16 protein-coding genes are annotated in these 18854 nt (G+C 46.8%); 9 read left to right on the top strand and 7 right to left on the bottom strand.

Translation table 11 applies throughout. The annotated features are described in order from the left end of the window. Positions 1 to 162: 162 nt before the first annotated feature. Positions 163 to 1056, bottom strand: a complete 894-nt coding sequence (locus B3355_RS03885; RefSeq protein ID WP_292780353.1) for a LysR family transcriptional regulator — start codon at positions 1054 to 1056, stop codon at positions 163 to 165. A gap of 119 nt (positions 1057 to 1175) precedes the next feature. Here B3355_RS03885 and B3355_RS03880 point away from each other — a divergent pair, with 119 nt between their 5' ends. The 4 genes from B3355_RS03880 to B3355_RS03865 all read left to right on the top strand — a co-directional run bounded on the left by B3355_RS03880 (position 1176) and on the right by B3355_RS03865 (position 4432). Next, entirely contained in the window at positions 1176 to 2036 is an 861-nt protein-coding gene (locus tag B3355_RS03880; RefSeq protein WP_292780340.1) for a pirin family protein, read from the top strand. Positions 2037 to 2140: 104 nt separating this feature from the next. Further along, positions 2141 to 2767, top strand: a complete 627-nt coding sequence (ycaC, locus tag B3355_RS03875) for an isochorismate family cysteine hydrolase YcaC (protein ID WP_292780337.1) — start codon at positions 2141 to 2143, stop codon at positions 2765 to 2767. Between the two features lie 267 nt (positions 2768 to 3034). Further along, positions 3035 to 3196: a hypothetical protein gene (locus B3355_RS03870; protein WP_019880805.1), complete on the top strand. Its 162-nt coding sequence runs from the start codon at positions 3035 to 3037 to the stop codon at positions 3194 to 3196. Between the two features lie 126 nt (positions 3197 to 3322). Next, positions 3323 to 4432 (top strand): catalase family protein, encoded by a 1110-nt coding sequence (locus tag B3355_RS03865; protein WP_292780331.1) that lies wholly within the window; start codon positions 3323 to 3325, stop codon positions 4430 to 4432. 34 nt (positions 4433 to 4466) lie between these two features. Here B3355_RS03865 and B3355_RS03860 read toward each other — a convergent pair whose 3' ends face one another. From B3355_RS03860 to B3355_RS03835, 6 genes are read right to left on the bottom strand one after another with little or no spacing between them, the layout of a single operon-like run. Further along, positions 4467 to 5432, bottom strand: a complete 966-nt coding sequence (locus tag B3355_RS03860) for a vWA domain-containing protein (protein ID WP_292780328.1) — start codon at positions 5430 to 5432, stop codon at positions 4467 to 4469. Continuing rightward, the gene (locus tag B3355_RS03855) at positions 5429 to 5992 is read right to left on the bottom strand and encodes a hypothetical protein (RefSeq protein WP_292780325.1); all 564 of its coding nucleotides are present in this window, start codon (positions 5990 to 5992) and stop codon (positions 5429 to 5431) included. Before B3355_RS03855 ends, B3355_RS03860 begins: the two co-directional genes overlap by 4 nt. After that, positions 5989 to 6954 (bottom strand): vWA domain-containing protein, encoded by a 966-nt coding sequence (locus tag B3355_RS03850; RefSeq protein WP_292780322.1) that lies wholly within the window; start codon positions 6952 to 6954, stop codon positions 5989 to 5991. Before B3355_RS03850 ends, B3355_RS03855 begins: the two co-directional genes overlap by 4 nt. After that, positions 6951 to 7925, bottom strand: coding sequence for a hypothetical protein (locus tag B3355_RS03845; protein ID WP_292780319.1), 975 nt, complete (start codon positions 7923 to 7925; stop codon positions 6951 to 6953). Before B3355_RS03845 ends, B3355_RS03850 begins: the two co-directional genes overlap by 4 nt. Positions 7926 to 7940: 15 nt before the next feature. Next, a complete protein-coding gene (locus B3355_RS03840) occupies positions 7941 to 8858 on the bottom strand; it encodes a DUF58 domain-containing protein (protein ID WP_292780316.1) in 918 nt (305 codons plus the stop codon). A gap of 26 nt (positions 8859 to 8884) precedes the next feature. Further along, the gene (locus B3355_RS03835; protein ID WP_292780313.1) at positions 8885 to 9952 is read right to left on the bottom strand and encodes an AAA family ATPase; all 1068 of its coding nucleotides are present in this window, start codon (positions 9950 to 9952) and stop codon (positions 8885 to 8887) included. 193 nt (positions 9953 to 10145) lie between these two features. Between B3355_RS03835 and B3355_RS03830 the strand changes: the two genes are divergently transcribed. The 5 genes from B3355_RS03830 to B3355_RS03810 all read left to right on the top strand — a co-directional run bounded on the left by B3355_RS03830 (position 10146) and on the right by B3355_RS03810 (position 18812). Next, positions 10146 to 11603, top strand: coding sequence for a PLP-dependent aminotransferase family protein (locus B3355_RS03830; RefSeq protein WP_292780310.1), 1458 nt, complete (start codon positions 10146 to 10148; stop codon positions 11601 to 11603). Positions 11604 to 11735: 132 nt separating this feature from the next. Further along, complete coding sequence (locus tag B3355_RS03825) at positions 11736 to 14843, top strand: type I restriction endonuclease subunit R (protein WP_292780308.1); 3108 nt, start codon at positions 11736 to 11738, stop codon at positions 14841 to 14843. Then, the gene (locus tag B3355_RS03820; RefSeq protein ID WP_292780305.1) at positions 14837 to 16471 is read left to right on the top strand and encodes an HsdM family class I SAM-dependent methyltransferase; all 1635 of its coding nucleotides are present in this window, start codon (positions 14837 to 14839) and stop codon (positions 16469 to 16471) included. Before B3355_RS03825 ends, B3355_RS03820 begins: the two co-directional genes overlap by 7 nt. 41 nt (positions 16472 to 16512) lie before the next feature. Next, positions 16513 to 17784 carry a restriction endonuclease subunit S gene (locus B3355_RS03815; RefSeq protein WP_292780302.1) on the top strand — a complete coding sequence of 424 codons (1272 nt, stop codon included), beginning with the start codon at positions 16513 to 16515 and terminating at the stop codon, positions 17782 to 17784. 5 nt (positions 17785 to 17789) lie between these two features. Beyond that, complete coding sequence (locus B3355_RS03810; protein ID WP_292780299.1) at positions 17790 to 18812, top strand: hypothetical protein; 1023 nt, start codon at positions 17790 to 17792, stop codon at positions 18810 to 18812. Positions 18813 to 18854: the final 42 nt, after the last annotated feature.

Genomic DNA, 18854 nt, shown 5'->3' with positions numbered 1-18854 from the left:
CTTATCATGCGCTCAAAATTAAAAAAACACACTATACAACGGCTTGTTTTTAATAGAAAAATAGAAAATATAATCTAAGAAATGTCAGCAATGCCATTCAGATCACCCACGTCATGACGGGAGAACTATGCGTTGCCAAACGGGCAGCCAGCGGAGAAAAGCCTATTGCGTACTGAACAGCGGCTTTAACTCAGCCACCGCCAGGTCAATAAAACCACGCAACTTGGGTGGCATAAAGCGTTGCTTCGGGTAAACCAGATGCACGGCATCCGCACGCCCGCGCCAGTCTGGCAATACATGCTGCAAGCCGCCAGTCTCTACCGTCGGCTGGCAGATAAATGTCGGCAACAAAGCCACACCCTGCCCGTTTTCGGCCATAGCCCGCACCACGCCAATGCTGTTAACCAGGGTACGCGCAGCCAAGGGTACACGTATAGCTGTTGTACCGCGCTGCAAATCCCACTGGTGACGACCCATGGGGGTGAATTGCACGCATTGGTGCTGACTGAGGTCAGTTGGCGTGGCAATCTGTCCCGCCAACTGCAAATACTGTGGGCTGGCAAATAGCGCCCATTGTATGGTGCCTAGTGACTTGGCAATCAAACTGGAGTCGCGCAATTCTCCCGTTCGAATCGCCACATCCACGCCTTCTGCCACCAGGTCAACATAACGCTCGGTGAGCATTAACTCTAGCGACAAGGCTGGGTAGGTGCGCTGCATCTGTGTCACCAAGCCTCCCAGCAAAGCATCCCCGAGGTCAGCCGGTGCTGTGACTTTTAACACGCCTTGCGGTTGCTGACGCGCTTCATCCAGCGCCGCTTCAGCTTCAAGCAAGTAACCCAGGCCGGTAGAAGCATGCTCAAAATACAATGCGCCAGCTTCAGTCAGGTTTAAGCGACGTGTAGTGCGTTGCAACAGGGTGACGCCCAGCCGTCGCTCCAGTCGCGCTACGCGGGTGCTAATGGTCGAGGTCGGCAATCCCAACTGCCGCGCGGCAGCGCTAAAGCTGCCCGCCTGCACCACCTTCACAAATACAGCGGCTTCGTTAAAATCCATGATGCGACTATTCATTTAATTGAAAAGTAATTTCACATTTAACCATCTAGTGCCTTAAAAGTCATGTGTTTATAGTGTGAACCATGCAAACACGCAAACATTTCTGAAAGGGAATCATCATGAAAAAACTGGCTTTTATCAAACGCAGCAACGGTAACCACTGGGTAGGTGACGGCTTTCCGGTACAAAGTATTTTCTCTTACCGTGACATTGCCAATGACATTTCGCCTTTCTTGCTGATGGATTACGCCGGGCCTGCCAGCTTTGAGCCAACCACGCACAGACGCGGCGTTGGCCAGCACCCGCACCGTGGCTTTGAAACCGTGACCATTGTTTATGACGGCCAGGTCTCACACCACGACTCCACTAACGCTGGTGGCACCATCGGCCCAGGCGAAGTGCAGTGGATGACCGCAGGCAAGGGCATTATTCATGAGGAGTATCACGGTGATGACTATGCACGTACAGGTGGTCCGTTTGAAATGATCCAGTTATGGGTCAACCTGCCAGCCAAGGACAAAATGACCGCGCCAGGGTATCAGGGGATTACTCGCGATCAGATTCCGGAAGTGGCTTTGCCGGAGGAAGCAGGGAAAGTCCGTGTGATTGCCGGTGAATATGCTGGTCACAAAGGCCCGGCAAATACCTTCAGCCCGATGAATGTGTGGGATGTGCGCCTGAATGCGGGCACACGCACCACCTTCACCTTGCCGGAAGGCCACACTACCGCCATTTTTGTGCTGCATGGCGCGGTGAAAACCGGTGAAGTGCATACCATCCGCCCCGCTGAGCTAGCGGTGTTGCAGCGCGAGGGGAATGAGCTGGTATTGCAGGCCCAGCAGGACACCGTGCTGTTGTTACTCAATGGTGCACCACTGAATGAGCCAGTGGTGGGTCACGGCCCGTTTGTCATGAATAGCTGGGAGGAAATTGACCAAGCGATTAATGACTTTAACCAGGGTCGCTTTGCCACTGCTTAAATCGGTAAACCATTTTAAAAACAGGAAACACGGCAGCCAGCGCCCCATTCTTTATTGCTGGCTGCCGTGATCTCCAACCAACATATCTTGAGAGGATATTCCACATGAACAACAAACCTTATGTACGCCTGGACCGTGACAACGCTGTCGTCTTGCTGGTAGACCACCAGGCTGGCCTGCTATCACTGGTGCGCGATATTGAACCAGACCGTTTTAAGAATAATGTACTGGCGTTAGCTGATGCCGCCAAGTTTTTCAACTTGCCCACTATTTTAACTACCAGCTTTGAAACAGGCCCGAATGGCCCGTTGATGCCAGAATTGAAGGCCTTGTTTCCTGATGCACCCTATATTGCCCGCCCTGGTCAAATCAACGCCTGGGATAACGAAGACTTTGTCAAAGCGATTAAGGCCACCGGCAAAAAACAATTGATTATCGCTGGTGTAGTCACCGAAGTCTGTGTTGCCTTCCCTGCACTATCAGCCATAGAAGAAGGCTTTGAAGTATTTGTCGTAGGCGATGCCTCAGGCACCTTTAACGAACTGACGCGCGATGCGGCATGGCGTCGCATGGAGGCCGCAGGTGCACAAATGATGACCTGGTTTGGCATCGCCTGTGAACTGCACCGCGACTGGCGCAATGATATTGAAGGCTTAGGTGCCTTGTGCGCCAATCATATTCCAGACTATCGCAATTTGATGACTGCATTCAATGCGCAACAAGCCAGGTAAAAATTGGCAAGTTGTAGAGAGATACGGAACTTTTTTTGCGTACTTTTTGTCTAATAGTTGCATGGCATTTTTTAGTTTTATGCCATAAAGCGTTTCCTACATCACAATAGGAACATTGCTTATTAAGTATTCAGGTCAATTAGCGTAATCTGCAATTGTCGTGTGTGAAATGAAGTGTCGAATGCATTTCGAGTTTCATTCATCACATGGCAAATACGGCAGCCTTAACGGCTGCCGTTTGTACTCAACGAATGAAGGAGTATGCATATGCCTAGAGGATCCAGTCCCAAGCGCGAACAAGAATACGAAACCCTCAAACACGCGTTCAAGCAAGACCATCGTTACCCCGGCCGCGAAGAAGAAGTCGCCGCCCGTATCGTCAACAAGCAACGCAAACAAGCGGGTGAAACCAAGGATAACTCATCCTGAATCGCGCGGTTTTTAATGCATCAACACAGTGCCATGTTCAACCAATGTTCAATAAGATCCATGCAGGTTTGATGGGGTCATTGCTATAACGCCCCTGCCAGACCCGTTTAAAAAATGGGGGTTATTATGCAACAAACTGCTGATATTGGAATTTCACCACTCAACTATCAACCAACGTATGAAGTGCTGGCGGACAGCGAAACCCAAAGCCGGGAAAACCTGCAATATACCCTGCGTAAAATCTCAGAAATCACGGCCAGACATTCTGCTTACAGCGCGCGTAGCGTGCATATTAAAAGTCACGGCCTGATCTCTGCAGAAATGGAGATTTACGATAATCTCCCCGCGCCCCTGGCACAAGGCATGTTTGCCAAAGCGCAAACCCTGCCGCTGGTCATGCGCTTTTCAACCGTGCCGGGCGATATTTTGCACGACAAAACCTGCACGCCACGCAGCCTGGCAATCAAGGTGCTTGGCGTGAATGGTGACCGGCTACCTGGCAGCGAAAAAGCCATTACGCAGGACTTTTTATTTGTGAATGGTGCCAGTTTCCTGTCGTCCAGCGTACAGGTGTTTCTCTCCAACCTGAAGCACATCGCCTCCACGCCCGAAACCAGCACTGAGTTCAGGCATTTTTTATCACAAATATTCCGCTCAACGGCCAAACTGGTCGAATCACTCAAAAGTGGCCAGCAAACCCTGATCAGAAACCTGCACCAGGCACAAGAAACCAATATTCTGGGTGAAACCTATTTTAGTCAGGACCCGATTCTATACGGCAACTACATGGCCAAAATTGCCTTTGTACCGATCTCACCCGACCTGCTCACCCTCACCAACAAACCGATTGATACCCTCGCCTCCGATGGCCTCAGAAAATCCATTGTCGATTACTTTATTGCCCACACCGCAGTGTGGGAGTTACGCGTACAGTTATGCACCGATATCAAGCAAATGCCGATCGAAGACTCTACCGTGATCTGGTCAGCAGATGTGTCGCCTTATATCCCGATTGCCCGCATTACCGCCAAACCACAAATTGCCTGGAGTCCCTATCGTTCGCATGTGGTCGATGAGGGCATGATGTTCTCGCCCTGGCATGGCATTCAATCGCACCGGCCCTTAGGCTCGGTGATGCGCTTGAGAAAAATGAGCTATGAAATGTCCAGAAATCTGAGCGCGGCACCGACAGGCATGCCGGTGTGTGAGCCGACGAGCCTGGATGACTTGTGCTGATGCACAGATCACGCCAGCCTCTCAACAAATCTTCCTAGGCGGAGCGAGACGCACGCCAGCGGTATGCCCACACATCCGGCAGGTAAGTCGCAATCACCATCAATGCCGCCAGGCTTAGAAACAGCCACTTGACCGAATAGCTGGTGACAAATTTGGCGGCGGGCGTTTGCGACTGCACAAACGTATAAAATGCCGGCTGGTCTATGCCTTCGATATATTGACCCTTGATCTCCGTCGCCATCTCCTTCAAATGTTCCACATCCTGGCTGGATAAATAGCGGTCAAACTCGGCGTACGCCACCGGTGGATCAGGATCATCCTTGCTGGCATCACTGTAATTGACACCACCGCCCGCGCTTTCGGCCGCGGCATCAGTGCCCCAATACCCAACAAAGTGATTATTCGAATTAAAGCGCTTGATCGGTGCAGGCTCTTTACCGCCGACGCCAACAAAAATAACATTTTTACCTATACGCACATCGCTGATATCCAGTTTGTTAATGCCATTGGCTTTGGGCGCTTCGTCACCATCGGTAAAAAACAGCATTTGTGCCGGAATATTAAGGTAATCAAACGTCGCCTCAGCAGCCTTCACGCCAAACGTCATGCGGCTGTTACCACTCCAGGCCATGCGCCATTCCAGGTGGTTAATACTGTCAGTGATAATATCGAAGTTAGCGCACACTTCCAGTGGCATAAACAATAAAGCCACATTCTCAGCGGCAAACACACCCACGCTGACATACGTACCGCAAGGCGATGTTTTCACCACTTGCTTCATCAGGTGCTGTGTATGAGCCAAGCGCGTGGCTGGTTTGTGATCGACCTGCATATCTTCCGCATTCATGCTTTGCGAAATATCTGCCAGCAACAAATAATTGTGTACTTCTTGCTTGAGTTGAATGTCCGGCTTGACCAGCGCCAACAGCAGAAAGACGGCAGCGCCCAGCAAAAAAGCCGTTTCGTAGTGCGCTTTTAACAGTGAAAAAAAGCGTTTCATGGCAACCCCTGTGGCAAATTGCTGATTTCCATGCCTGAAGGATCCTGCGGCACAGTCTTGATATGGGTCGGAATCACGCCATGCAATAAACTCAAATTGAACTTGGCCGCCTGGTTGCCCGGATCAAGTTTGAGTGACTGCTCATACGCCGCCCTCGCCTGCAAATAATCAAACTTGGCTTGCTCCTGAATCGCACCATCCGCCTCCACCAGTCGTTGCAACCCGGATCGAAACAGCTGGTTGCCGATATTGAAATGGATCTGCGACTTCAACGTTTGACTAGGCGTGAACAGGGCCTCATCGTGCTGTTTAGGCGCCTCTAACAACTGGCCGAAATTCTGTATCGCATGCTTGTAATTGCCCGTTTTACCTTGCTGGTAAGCATCAGCAAACTTCTGGTGAAACGGAAACAAGTCTCCCTCCAGCACGTCACCATGTTGCAATGCTGTATTGGCCGAGGTGATTTTGTGCACTTGGTAAGCTTCGTAGACACTGCCCAGCACGCCGACAATGAAGACAAATCCAAGCAGCTGGTTTTTGCGCATTAAATGGTTTTTCATTCGTACACCCTCAAATTTTTAATCACCAGCATCAACAACACCAAGAGCAGCGCAGAGACCATAAACACCTTGGAATAGTCATAGCCGGCAATGGTCTCGCGATATTGAATCGCCTTTTTTTCACGTGAGTCGATGTCATTAATTGCTGACTGCAAGGTCTCCGGATCATCCGCCTCATAGGCTTTGTATTTCAGGCCCAATGACTGGAAATACTTATGCAGCACGATGGAGTTTGGCGTGCGGTCTTCGTCATATTGCTCTTTGGAGAAAATACTCGGCTCACCTGGTTCGCGTAACATGATCCAGTAAATACTCAGCTTGCGGCTTTTCAGGCGCTCACTCAGTAAAAACTTCACGCGCGGACTGAGTTTGCCGGCGCCGTCCGACAATAAAATCACCGCCCGTGAACCAGAGCTCTGGATGTTATCGAACAAGCCAACGGCCTCGGTTAATCCGGCGCCGATATTGGTCTGGTTCAATGACGGGCTGGTGGCCGCCACGATCGCCGCATGAATCGCATCGCGGTTAGTCGTAATTTTGATGCCATACAACGCCGAGTTGGTGAACCCGACGACACCCATCATGTCATTCGGCCGTGAATCAATAAACTGCGTAATAATGCGCCGCGCGGCAGCAGACTTGATTTCCGCCACATGCCCGGACGAATCACCGGCAAACGGGTGGTCCATACTCACGCTACGGTCTATCACCATCACGGTTTGCGCACCCTTGCCCACGCGTGGTACTTGCTCATCCGCGCCGCGCGGTGCCGCCAGCGCAATGACGATGCTCAGCAACAGCAAAGACATAATCACCTTCACCGCCAGGTTCAGCCGGTCTGAAAACAGGTCTTCCGGGATGATGTCCAGCCAGCTGTAATGCTGGCCTTGATGGCCCTTTAACCAGAAAGGCAACAGCGCGATAGGCAATAAGGCAAACGCCCACGGATTTAAAATAATCATGCCACGCCCCGCTCGCAATCCCGCAGCTGCTTGCTGAATTGCACCAGTTGCGTAATCACCTGCTGGCTATCACGGGCACGCACGTCATACAGGGATTGATTCGACGCGGCAAAAAACTGTGTGATCTCAGGCTGCAGGTTTTTAAAGCTCGGGCGCAAACGCACAAACTCATCCACATCCCGCGCAAAAATATTCGCGCCATAGTGCTGGTTAAACGCCTGGTGCAGATAGACCAACGCCTTCTTCTCTTCTGCGGCGGTTTTGGGCCGGGAGGATTTTTCCAGGCGCTTGAGCTGCCGGTGCGCCCGCGCAAAGGCGCCGCCCATAAATGGCAACCAGTGGCCATCAGCATTCATATAAAGTAAGGCCAGCAGGCTTGAGATTGCCAGGGTTAAAAACAAGCCCAGGCGTTGTCGATCGGCACGGCTATCTATCAGCGGGGTGCTCACTTCCGGCAATAGATTTTTCTTGGCGGTTGATGTGCCGCCAGTCACCAATGGTGAAAACCAGAATCCCCACGCCGGGATATCAATAGTGGTAGCGCTTACCGCAGGATGACTGAAATTCAATTTCTCAGCGGGTAAATGCATCACACTAGGGGTCGTGCTTACCGCAAATACCTGGTAACGCAATTGCAAGGTGTACTGGGTGTGGTCCGCCTGCGCTTTGGTTTGTAAGGCCACCTCCACCAGTTCGATACCATCATGTTTGCTGCCTTTTTTAGGCAAGCCACTGTCTGCCAATTGATACGCGGTTGGCGCATCCACAATAACAGTTCTGCTGAGTACATCGCCAATATGTACACCATAGCTTGACGCGGGATTTGTCACGCGCAATGTTGGTGATGCTGGTTTGCTTGACGTATCTGCGCGTGCTGCCAGCGCATGGTTAACCGTGAATAATAGACTGCTGACGATCAACAGGCGTTGCAGCGCCCGAGTTGTCGTCCTGTGTGAAATCTGTGTTTGCATGATGGTCTCTTCGCGTCACATGGCTTGTTCAAAATAATGCGTCATCAGCTCTGGCCTGTAGTCGCCATGCATAAACAACGCCGGGCTCTCAAAGCGCAAAAATAAAGCCTCTAGCGCATGCCTGCGCGCATTAAATGCGTTGATGAATTTGGCTTTCACTTCGCTGCGGAAAAACAGCGTACGATTGCGGCCACTTTCCAGGTCTATCATGGTGCCAAAGCCAAACTTGGGCAGTTTTTTGTATTCCTCGTCGTCCCACAATACAATCGGCACCACTTTGTGGGCAGACATCGCCAGCAAGGTTTTCTCGATTACTGGCAGCGGCATATGAAAGTCCGAAATCCAGAACACCAGCGCACGCGTCTGGCCCAAAAAGTTAGGCACATCCGTCACACCATCCACGCCGATACGCAGTTGCTGGTAATCATGTAACAAGCCAATGGTTTGTTTGCTCTGGTGATAATTGCGGCTCAACGGCAAGGTAAAGTCTTCGAGCACTTGCTGGTTGTAGCCAATAAAGCCGAACAAATCGCCCATGTGATAAGCTGAATTCGCCACCGCCGTTGCAATTTCAATCGCCGTATCCAGCTTGCGTTTATGGCCCTTGAATTGCATGGAGCTGGACAAATCGCACACGGCATAAATCGGTGTTGTGCTGTCCTGGTTAAACTGCCGCACCTGCACCTGCTCAAACGGGTCACGTATGGTTTGCCTTAAATCCATGCGCCTGGCATCCGGGTAATCCACCAGGTTAATCGTGCCGCGATAGTCCGAACCAAGGCCGCGCTGCGTGCCTGGATGATCGCCTAGCTGAATGCTGTCCGACTTCCAGCCAACCACATACTCAAAAGGCCGCGCGTAGCTCGCCTCATCGAGATGCGCGCGCGCCTGGCTATCGGCGGTTTTCCCCGCTCGTTTTGTGAATGACCGCATGATTGCTGCTTTCATATGCAGAGACCTTAAGCAGCTTTGCTAAACGACAGGCTAGGCACAGCCACAGTGCGGATAATATTGCTGGTCAGCTCCCTGGCCAGCGCCGTTCTGCGATTTTCATAGGCCGCGTTAAACACCAGGCGGTGTGAAATCACCTCATGAAACACGGCATGAATATCCTCTGGGTACAAACTGTCACGGCCATTCAGCCAGGCATTTACACGGGCCGCCTTCATCAGCATACCCATACCGCGCGGACTGGCGCCGGTCTGGATCACACGCCCCACATCGACGCTGTCCATGGTCACGCCAAATTTTTCCGGGTGTTGCGTCGCATCCCACAAATCCATGGTGTACTCCTCCAGCACATCGCTGGATTTAATATGGTCCTGCAGGCGATCAGAAAACGCATTCAGCTGGTCGAATTTCAAAATATCGCTCTCAACCTGTTGCGTCAGTTTTTCGGCATGCTGGAACTTGGTATTGAACACCAGTGACTTTTTCAACTCACGATCCGTTGGAATCTCAATCGGGATTTCCATCATAAAACGGTCACGCGCCGCAGATGGAATCTCAAACGTCTCGTTCTTTTCCACCTGGTTGCGGTCGGCAAACACAATCATGTGCGGCATGCGATATTCTTTTTTAAACGCGCTGATATGGCGCTCCGCCATCACCCGCAACATCAAGGCATGCACCTGCGGCCGTGCGCGGTTGATCTCGTTAAAAAAGAACACGGACAAATTCTCACCCGCACGCAGCAACGGGCCCTCATCAATCTGTGGCCGTCCATCCGGCCCCAAAAACGTGTGGTAGATCAGGTCATTCGGCATCAAATCTACCGTACCCTCAATCCGCTCATACGCCCCGCCAATGCCGCGCGCAATCGATTGCAGCAAGGTGGTTTTACCCACGCCGACGCCACCATCCAGCAACACATGCCCACGGGCAAAAATAGCGATGTTCATTAATCGCACGGCTTTGCTTTGCCCCACGATCACTTGATTCACCTGCTTTTCAAGGTTCAACGCATGCTGACGCCAGTCTGTCAGTTGGTTATCTAATGCCAATCGAATATCAGAGGTAGGTGACATGAATCTTTCCTTTAATAGAATGTTTCAAAAATGTAACAGAGTGTTACAAATCCACAATCCTCCAGTTTCAAGAACTTTGCTGGTCCAGTGAGTTGTGAGATATAGTGATACTTGAGTAATCCAGATTGACGCCTAAGGAAAGGGATTTTTTCCCGACATTGAGGCTGTGCTGTGAGTAATGGAGAGATGAAAAATGCTACGTTCGTGGAGTCTTAAACTAACAATTACCGAGACCTCAGGCTTGCCGGTCTATCTGCAAATCGCCCAGCAAATCATGGAAGAAATCCAGAAAGGCCGGCTCGCCCCCTCCACCGCCATGCCAGGCACGCGCGAACTGGCAGAAAAGCTCAATGTGAACCGCAAAACGGTGATCCTGGCCTATGACGAACTGATCGCCCAAGGCTGGCTGGTCACCGAGCAACGTCGAGGTTCGTTTGTGTCGGCCAACCTGCCCAATTTCAATACGCAAGCGCAAACCGCCAAAACCAGCCAGCAACCCGCCAACGTGATAGCCGCCACCACGCATCCGCTGCTGTGCTACCAATCACCACTTGAAGGCGTCATCGACTTTAATGACGGCATCCCCGATTCACGCCTGATCCCGTTTAATATTCTGTCGCGCGCATTCCGCCATGCCCTGATCGGCTCCAGCAAAGGCAACAACCTGGGCTACGGCGACCCGCGCGGTACGTTGGCATTACGGCAATCCATCGCCACCATGCTCAATATGGAAAGAGGCTTGAGTGTCGATATCGACCAGATTTGCATCGCACGCGGCAGCCAGATGGGTATTTTCCTGGCCGCGCGCGTACTCACCCGGCCAGGTGACAATATCGTGGTGGAGCAACTGAGTTACCCGGCAGCCAAAGAAGCGTTCCGGTCTTGCGGCGCCAATATCCTCACCGTGAAGCAAGATAAACACGGCATTGATGTCGTTGCCCTGGAGAAACTGTGTAAGCAACACCCCATCCGCGCCATTTATGTCACCCCGCACCACCAGTTCCCCACCACCGTGATTATGACTGCCGAGCGGCGCTTAAAACTGCTGATGCTGGCAGAGCAATATGACTTCACCATTGTGGAAGACGACTACGATCACGAATTTCACTTCTCGCATCACCCGGTATTTCCGCTAGCGAGTACCAACCACGGCGGCCGCGTCATGTATGTCGGCTCACTCTCCAAAGTACTCGCCCCCGGTTTACGGGTAGGTTACTTGGTGGCAACGCCGAGCCTGATAGACCGGTGCGCCAAAGAAGTCATGCTCATAGACCGACAAGGCAACTCAATCACCGAACTGGCGGTAGCCGAGCTAATGGATTCCGGTGAAATCAAACGCCATATCCGCCGGACATTTAAGGTGTACAACGAACGCAGAAACCTGCTGATTGCGCTGATTAAAAAAGAACTCAAAGAATACGTCACCTTCGATGCGCCCGATGGCGGACTGGCGATCTGGTTACGTTTGAAAGAAGGTATCGATGTGGAGAAAGTCGCCGAACAAGCTTTAAAACATAAAGTACGTATTTTGCCCGGCACTTTATTTTCAGAATCGCAGCACAGTGTGCATGCAATTCGTTTGGGGTTTGGCAGTTTAACGACTACGGAATTGGAGAAAGGTGTATTGGCTTTAAGAGCTGCTTTTTCGTGAATTGTGCGTTTGGAAATTTGCTTTAGAAAGGCATTCTTAGATCAAGTAATCCCTCAATAACTTGTGCAATACATTATCAATACCTTTAGAATCAAACCATCTTGAGAGCAATTAAATCAGTAGAGAATAATAATGAGATTCAACGAGGATTCTAGGGTAAAAATTCCAACCATTCTTCATTTGACCAGATTAGGCTTTGAATATCTGTCATTGAAAAATGCTGACTGGGATATTGATTCAAATATCTTTTCAGAAAGTTTTATTACTGCAGTTTTAAGAATTAATCCTCAAATCTCAAGAGAAGATGCTGAAAGGCAATTAGCTGAATTAAAACTTAGCCTTGATAACATCGATCTTGGCAAAGTCTTTTTCGAGAAAATCACTAACCGCTCTGGTATTAAGTTAATAGATTTCGATAATTTCAATAACAACAGTTTTCATGTTGCCACTGAGCTGCCTTATGTCATCGGTGATGAAGAGTTCCGACCTGACATAACATTACTTATCAATGGGCTTCCTCTGATATTTATTGAGGTTAAAAAACCTAATAATAAAGACGGAGTACTTGCTGAACGAGAGCGTATAAACCGTCGGTTTCAGAACCAGAAATTTAGGCATTTCGTGAACGTCACACAACTCATGGTGTTTTCAAACAACATGGAATATGACGATGAATCAATCGATCCAGTTGAAGGTGCTTTTTATGCGACTCCTTCTTATGATGCCCCAATCTTTAACTATTTCAGAGAGGAAGAAACTCTTAATCTCACGGCTTTGCTTAAGCCTTTATCTGAATCGTTAGAACTGGCTGTACTCAAAGATAATAATCTGGAAGTAATACGAAACAATCCCGAATTCATCACGAATAAAGAACCATCTCGCCCTACTAATCGTATTTGTACGTCTCTTTTCAATCGCGAGCGCCTGGCATTCTTATTGCAATACGGCATCGCTTATGTGAATGAGACAAATGGTATTGAAAAGCATGTGATGCGATACCCACAAGTTTTTGCTACCAAAGCCATTGAGCAAAAGCTTAACGAAGGAATCAAAAAAGGGATTATTTGGCATACACAGGGCAGTGGAAAAACTGCGTTAGCTTTTTACAATGTGCGTCATTTGACCAGTTATTTTCAGAAACAAAATATTGTTCCGAAGTTTTACTTTATCGTAGATAGATTAGATTTACTCACACAGGCACAGCGTGAGTTCACAGCACGCGGATTAGTTGTACATATCATCAATTCACGCGATGACTTTGCAAAAGATATTAAGTCGACAACTGTGATTAATAACAATGCGGGCAAACCTGAAATCACTGTCGTCAACATTCAAAAGTTTCAAGATGACCCTGATGTCATTTCCAGCAAAGACTATGATACGAATATTCAGCGTATCTACTTCTTAGATGAAGTGCATCGTAGCTACAACCCCAAAGGCAGCTTTCTCGCCAACCTTGAGCAGTCAGACACGAATGCCATCAAAATTGGCCTGACCGGAACACCTTTGTTAGGAGATGATTACAACTCACGTATCTTGTTTGGCGAATACATTCATAAATACTATTACAACAAGTCGATTGCCGACGGTTATACCTTACGGCTGATACGCGAAGAAATATCTACTAGTTACAAGCTCACGTTACAACAAGCACTTGATCAAATCAAAGTGCAGCAAGGCAATATTGATAGAAGAGATGTATATGCACACCCGACTTTTGTGGAGCCGATGCTTGATTACATCGTAAACGACTTTGAGAGCTCCCGTGAAACTTATGGCGATCACTCTATTGGAGCGATGGTCATCTGCGACAGTGCAGATCAAGCCAAACAGATGTTCGAGATTTTCAATACTAAATATGCGGATAAAACATCTGTAATAAATTTAGATGCTGCAAACGACCCTCAAGAACAGCAACAGATTGCAGCTCAAAAACGCGCCAGTTACCAAAGCGCGTTAAAGCAAAGTTATAAGGTCAAAACTGTTGCATTGATTTTGCATGACATCGGCGACAAAGAGTTCCGGAAGGATCTTGTAGAAGATTTTAAAGCAGGAAAAATTGACCTTCTTATAGTGTTCAATATGTTATTAACCGGCTTCGATGCTAAGCGTCTGAAAAAATTATATTTAGGCCGTGTCATTCGTAAACATAACTTACTGCAAGCACTAACTAGGGTAAACCGTACCTATAAAAAATTCCGTTATGGCTATGTTGTCGACTTTGCCGACATTAGCAAAGAGTTTGCGGCTACCAACAAAGAGTATTTAGAAGAGCTGCAATCTGAATTGGGTGACGAGATGGAGCACTACTCGCACTTATTTAAATCTCCAGAAGAAATCAAACAAGAAATCGAGCATATTAAAGACGTGCTGTTTATGTTTGATACGCACAATGCTGAAATTTTCTCGCAGCAAATCAACCAGATTCAAGACAAGAAAACGGTACTTGCACTTAAAAAAGCATTAGAAGATGCACGTGCCTTGTATAACATCATCCGCCTACAAGGTGAGTACGATTTTCTTGATGACCTTGATTTTCAGAAATTGAATTTGCTTTATCGCGAAACCTCTAATCACTTAAATCTACTCAACGTAAAAGAACAACTCGAATCTGCAGAAGATTCAACCAACCTACTCAACATTGCACTTGAGGATGTGATATTCAAATTCACAAAAATTGGTGAAGAGGAGTTGGTTCTAGCTGATAAGCTCAAAAGCACATTACGACAAACACGCGAAGCGCTTGCATCTAATTTTGACCAACAAGATCCTAATTTCATCAGTTTGAAAGAGGAATTGGAAAGGCTGTTTAGGAAAAAAAATCTGAGTGAAGTAACGCAAGAAGAGATGACTGCCAACATTGCAGCACTAGAAAAGATTCATAGTCGTATCAAAGAACTTAATCGGATAAACAATCAACTGCGCCAGAAATACCGTGGTGACGTAAAATACACGCGCATTCACAAACGCCTGCAAGAAAAAGGTGATTTGACGCAAAACGAACGCAAAATATTTGAGGCGCTTACTGGCGTCAAAGAAGATACCGATGCACAAGTATTAGTTAATACACAGTTGCTAGATAATGAAAATTACTTTGCTCGATTGGTCATGCCGTCGGTCATTGGGCGTTTCGTCAATGAACAATCCATTCAACTTAACCCTGCCTCATCCAACTACATCAACCAGTTGGTAGTGGCAGAGTACATGAAAGAGTTTAATAGCGGAGCACGTCAGTGGTAGAAATAGAGTTTCAACAAAAAACAAAAGAGCTGATCGACAGTCTGAAAAGCGTCTGTGCAAACTATGGTTTAGGCAACGATGGTAATGAATTCAAAATCATTACCCAGGTGTTTTTGTACAAATTCCTCAACGACAAATTTGCCTTTGAGGTTAAAAAAATCAACCAAAAACTCGCTGAGGCTGAGCACTGGGAAGATGAAGTCGCCAAGCTAAGTGACGATGCGTTTGATATGCTCAAGCTGCAACTGGGGCCAGACACTGCGCGTTTAAAAACCACGCACTTTATTAGCTATTTGTTTAACCAGCAAAACAAAGCTGACTTTGCAAAGCTGTTTGACGACACCCTGATGGATATCGCCATCACCAACAACGATATCTACGCCGTGGTAACCGATAGTGGCGAAAAAATTCGCCTGTTTGACCGCGTGAGTGAGTTTTTAACCGATGTTTCAAAACGCGATGCTTTTTGTCGCGCCATTATCAACAAGCTAGGTGAATTTAGTTTTGAACGCATTTTTACCCAAAAATTTGATTTCTACGCCACCATCTTTGAATACCTGATTAAAGACTACAACAGCAACAGTGGTGGCAAATATGCCGAGTATTACACCCCACATGCCGTAGCCAGAATCATGGCAGCAATTCTAGTGCCAGAAGCGCAACGCGGCCACATTAAAAACGCCAGCTGTTATGATCCAAGTGCGGGATCGGGTACGCTCTTGATGAATGTCGCGCACGCCATTGGTGAGAACCGTTGTAGCATCTACACCCAAGATATTTCACAAAAATCATCCAACCTGTTGCGGTTAAATTTAATCCTCAACAATTTGGTGCACTCTATCCCAAACGTGATTCAGGGTAATACCGTCTTGCACCCGGCCCACAAAGAAAAAGACCAACTGCGGAAGTTTGACTTTATTGTTTCTAACCCACCTTTCAAAATGGACTTTAGCGACTTTAGAGACCAACTGGACAGCAAAGAAAACAAAGAGCGTTTTTTTGCAGGCATCCCCAATGTGCCAAAACAAGCCACCGACAAAATGGCGATTTACCAATTGTTTTTGCAACACATCATTTACTCTCTCAAAGCCACAGGCAAAGCAGCAGTGGTCGTGCCTACAGGCTTTATCACCGCACAATCGGGCATCGATAAAGCCATACGCCAAAAACTGGTCGATGAAAAAATGCTCGCAGGCGTGGTTTCCATGCCCAGCAACATATTTGCTACCACAGGCACCAATGTCTCTATTTTATTTATCGACGCCACCAATAAAGCTGATGTGGTGCTGATTGATGCCTCTAACCTTGGCGAAAAAATAAAAGATGGCAAAAACCAAAAAACCGTGCTCAAAGAGGAAGAAGAACAACGCATTATTGACGTGTTCAACGGAAAGCAGCAGGAAGAATATTTTTCGGTCGTGGTCAGTTACCGCGACATCGCCGCCAAAAATTACTCGCTGAGTGCCGGGCAGTATTTCGATGTCAAAATTGAGTATGTCGATATCACGCCGGAACAGTTTGCCGAGAAAATGCAGGCATTTACCGACAATTTGGAAAGTTTTTTTGGTCAGTCGCGGGAATTAGAAGCGGAGATTAAGAAGCAGTTGGCGGGTTTGCGTTATGAATAAAATGATGCGACCGATTCCCAGCAAGGTTGGAGATGAAGTGAATGAAATCGTATAAATCCAAGCCTTTAGGGGAATTAGCTGATGATATTACCGTTGGATTTGTTGGAACTATGGCCAGTGAGTACGTTTCCAATGGGATACCTTTTCTACGATCGTTAAATATTAAGCCCTATAGGTTTGAATCAACGGACCTTAAATATATAACAAGAGATTTCCATGAGAAGATTATAAAATCTGCCTTGAAGCCTGGGGACGTAGCTGTAGTAAGAACAGGCAAACCTGGTGCATCTTGTGTTATCCCAGATTCTCTTATTGAGGCAAACTGTTCAGATTTAGTAGTGATAAGGTGCGGTGAAAATCTAGATCCTCACTTCGTTTCTTATTATATAAACTCAGTAACTCATTCCCATGTAAAAAGCCAGCTTGTTGGCGCTATTCAAAAGCATTTCAACATTGGGTCTGCTAAAGAATTGGCATTCCCGAATTTAACCAAGAAAAGACAGTCTGAGATTTCATCAGTATTGAAAATACTTGATGCAAAAATCGAACTCAACAACTGCATCAACGCCGAGCTAGAAGCAATGGCAAAAACCTTGTACGACTATTGGTTTGTGCAGTTTGATTTCCCCGATGCCAACGGCAAACCCTACAAAACCTCTGGCGGAAAAATGGTTTATAACCCAACGCTTAAACGTGAGATTCCTGAGGGTTGGTCATCCAAAAGACTGGATGATGTAATTTCTAGAAGCGGAACTGGCTTGAACCCACGTGACAACTTTACGCTTGGTGATGGCGATAATTATTACATCACCATCAAAGACATTGAACAAGGCAGGATCGTTTTTTCAGAGAAGTCTGACCGAATTAATGATGAAGCAATGAACATCATCAACAAACGCTCTGACTTGAAAGCGGGAGATGTACTATTCACCAGTATCGAACCCGTTGGTGTTACGTATTTATTGCATGAAACACCAACTAATTGGAATATTAATGAATCAGTCTTTACTATTCGTGCAAATAAAGCCATAACTACTCCAGAGTTCTTATTCAAATTGTTATCTAGCGAACATCTCAAAGTCTTCTGTAAAAACTCATCTACTGGCAGTATTCATAAGGGGATACGTCATACAGTTCTTAAATCGTTTCCATTTGCGTATGCTGGCCTTGAGCTAATTAAGCAATTTACAAAAATCACTCAGCCAATTCTGCAAAAGCAAGAACTGGTTAATAAAGAGAATCAACAGCTAATACAACTTAGAGATTGGCTTCTGCCAATGCTTATGAACGGCCAAGTCACTATTAAAGGTTAGTAAAAATGGCACTTTATCAAATTTCTGATAACACCCTTATCGGGTTGCAACCAACATCATTTCAAGAGGAAAAACTTTGGGAGCGACGTGATCTCCAAAAGTTGATTAAAAATAATATTGACGTGATTGCTGGCGATGTCATGGTGATTGCTGAGGAGTTTGGTCAATGGGAAGGAAGTGGAAGGCGTATTGACCTATTAGCAGTAGATAAATTAGCAAACTTAGTTGTAATTGAATTAAAACGTACAGACGATGGTGGCCATATGGAATTACAAGCGCTCCGTTATGCTGCTATGGTTTCCAATATGACATGGGATCAACTTAGGTTCATCTATAGTAAATATCTTCAAGATAATCAACTTGAATATGATGCTGAATCCAAGTTATGCGATTTTTTTGGTTGGGATGAGCCAAGAGAAGAAGAGTTTGCGCAAGATGTTCGAATAATTTTGGCATCAGCCAACTTCTCAAAAGAGATAACAACTTCTGTTTTATGGTTAAACGATAAAGATTTAGACATTACTTGTATGAGGCTATCGTTACATAAACTTAATGAGCAACTCATTCTAAGCTCTGAACAAATCATTCCATTACCTGAAGCAGAAGCTTATCAAATTGAAGTTAAGCAAAAGAAACATGAAGAGAGAATTTCCAAAATATCTGGAAAAGATCGATCTTTATTCAGCATCAGTTATTCCGGAGATGTTTTTGAAAGTGGCTTTAAAAAATCTGATATTTCTTTCTATACGATTAAATTGCTTGAGAAATATGGATTAATTGATCATGAAGTATTTAATTTGCTGCGCAATGATCTTTCATCAAGCTTTAGACTATTGAAATTATCTGAAGAAATAACGGAAAAAGAAAAGAGATATACGAAGTACCGCTGGTCTCGTGAGCCTGAGTTTCACTTTGAAGGAAAAGGTTATTACATCGCTAGGAATTGGGGTATAGGGAACATACAGCCATTTATTGAAAAAATGCAAAATAGGTTTGAAGGATTGAAATATACTTGTTTATCAGAATAGTTTGATCCATAAAAACGCTAGAAACAACCTTACCGATACAAT

This window comes from Methylophilus sp. UBA6697, assembly GCF_002454655.1.
Classification (GTDB): Bacteria; Pseudomonadota; Gammaproteobacteria; order Burkholderiales; family Methylophilaceae; genus Methylophilus.
Note: the sequence above shows the minus strand (reverse complement) of the source record. Positions and strands in the feature narration are given on the sequence as shown.

Bases quoted from the DNA above. Each gene is read 5' to 3' on its own strand.
- B3355_RS03885 (WP_292780353.1), bottom strand. From the start codon at position 1,056: ATGGATTTTAACGAAGCCGCTGTATTTGTGAAGGTGGTGCAGGCGGGC.
- B3355_RS03880 (WP_292780340.1), top strand. From the start codon at position 1,176: ATGAAAAAACTGGCTTTTATCAAACGCAGCAACGGTAACCACTGGGTA.
- ycaC (WP_292780337.1), top strand. From the start codon at position 2,141: ATGAACAACAAACCTTATGTACGCCTGGACCGTGACAACGCTGTCGTC.
- B3355_RS03870 (WP_019880805.1), top strand. From the start codon at position 3,035: ATGCCTAGAGGATCCAGTCCCAAGCGCGAACAAGAATACGAAACCCTC.
- B3355_RS03865 (WP_292780331.1), top strand. From the start codon at position 3,323: ATGCAACAAACTGCTGATATTGGAATTTCACCACTCAACTATCAACCA.
- B3355_RS03860 (WP_292780328.1), bottom strand. From the start codon at position 5,432: ATGAAACGCTTTTTTTCACTGTTAAAAGCGCACTACGAAACGGCTTTT.
- B3355_RS03855 (WP_292780325.1), bottom strand. From the start codon at position 5,992: ATGAAAAACCATTTAATGCGCAAAAACCAGCTGCTTGGATTTGTCTTC.
- B3355_RS03850 (WP_292780322.1), bottom strand. From the start codon at position 6,954: ATGATTATTTTAAATCCGTGGGCGTTTGCCTTATTGCCTATCGCGCTG.
- B3355_RS03845 (WP_292780319.1), bottom strand. From the start codon at position 7,925: ATGCAAACACAGATTTCACACAGGACGACAACTCGGGCGCTGCAACGC.
- B3355_RS03840 (WP_292780316.1), bottom strand. From the start codon at position 8,858: ATGCGGTCATTCACAAAACGAGCGGGGAAAACCGCCGATAGCCAGGCG.
- B3355_RS03835 (WP_292780313.1), bottom strand. From the start codon at position 9,952: ATGTCACCTACCTCTGATATTCGATTGGCATTAGATAACCAACTGACA.
- B3355_RS03830 (WP_292780310.1), top strand. From the start codon at position 10,146: ATGCTACGTTCGTGGAGTCTTAAACTAACAATTACCGAGACCTCAGGC.
- B3355_RS03825 (WP_292780308.1), top strand. From the start codon at position 11,736: ATGAGATTCAACGAGGATTCTAGGGTAAAAATTCCAACCATTCTTCAT.
- B3355_RS03815 (WP_292780302.1), top strand. From the start codon at position 16,513: ATGAAATCGTATAAATCCAAGCCTTTAGGGGAATTAGCTGATGATATT.
- B3355_RS03810 (WP_292780299.1), top strand. From the start codon at position 17,790: ATGGCACTTTATCAAATTTCTGATAACACCCTTATCGGGTTGCAACCA.